The 1045-nt window shown below is 66.7% G+C and carries 1 protein-coding gene; it reads left to right on the top strand.

Annotated elements, in window-relative coordinates; all coding sequences use genetic code 11:
• Positions 1-33: 33 nt before the first annotated feature.
• Positions 34-1045: ParB/RepB/Spo0J family partition protein (locus FHY02_RS22600; protein WP_183926622.1), on the top strand; the 1012-nt coding region annotated here is incomplete at its 3' end.

Genomic DNA, 1045 nt, shown 5'->3' on the forward strand with positions numbered 1-1045 from the left:
AACGTCGGATGCTCAGCATAAGGGTGATTTCCCATGATCCAGTCCGTCAAGCTGTCGAAGCTGGTCCTCTCCGACGTCAACGTGCGCAAGCGTCGCGCCGACAAGGCCGAGAGCTTCGCGATCAGCATCGCCGCCAATGGCATCCTGCAGAACCTCATCGTCACGCCGCTCAAGAAGCCGCGCGGCCACTACGGCGTCGTGGCCGGCGAGAGCCGCTATCGCGGTCTGATGCTGCTCGCCGAGCGCGGTGAGATCAACGCCGACGAGTATGACGTGCCGGTCAAGCTGATGACGGGCGCCGAGAGCGAGCTGTCCGAGGTGTCGCTGGTCGAGAACTTCCAGCGCGACAACATGAACCCGGCCGACGAGTGCCGCGGCTTCCAGCTCATCCTTTCGCAGGGCGGCGACATCGACGGTCTCGCGCGGCGCTTCGGTGTGACCCGCCGCTTCGTCGAGGGTCGCCTGCGGCTCGCCAATCTGGCCGAGCCGATCTTCGACGCACTCGCCGACGAGAAGATCAGCCTCGAGATGGCCAAGGCGTACGGCACGACCGCCAGCCATGAGCGCCAGCTCAAAGTCTGGAACGCCTATGGCCACAGCAGCTACAACACGCCCGACACGATCCGGCGCACGATTGCCAACGACGACATGCGCTCGAGCGACCCTGTCGCGCTGCTCGTCGGCGCCGAGGCGTACGAGGCGGCAGGTGGCGTGATCGAGCGCGAGCTGTTCAGCGACGGCGACGATCGCTGGACCAATCCGGAGATCGTCCAGAGGCTCGCGGGCGAGAAGATGGAAGCCGAGGCCAAGCGCATCGGCGACGAGCGCGGCCTCGCCTGGATCCGCCCGGTCGCGTCGAGCAGCACCTACAACGCAGCGCACGGTCTCTACCGCGTCTACCTGCCGACCGAGCCGATGACCGAGGAGCAGGGCGCGCGCGCCGTCGAGATCGAGGCGCTGCTGGCACCGCTGCAGGAGCAGCTCGAGAGCGGCACGCTCAGTGACGAAGCGCACATCGAGACCGAGGGCCAGTACGACACGCTCG

Origin of the sequence: Sphingomonas sp. BK069 (assembly GCF_014193405.1) — a bacterium.
In the GTDB taxonomy this organism is placed as follows: Bacteria; Pseudomonadota; Alphaproteobacteria; order Sphingomonadales; family Sphingomonadaceae; genus Sphingomonas.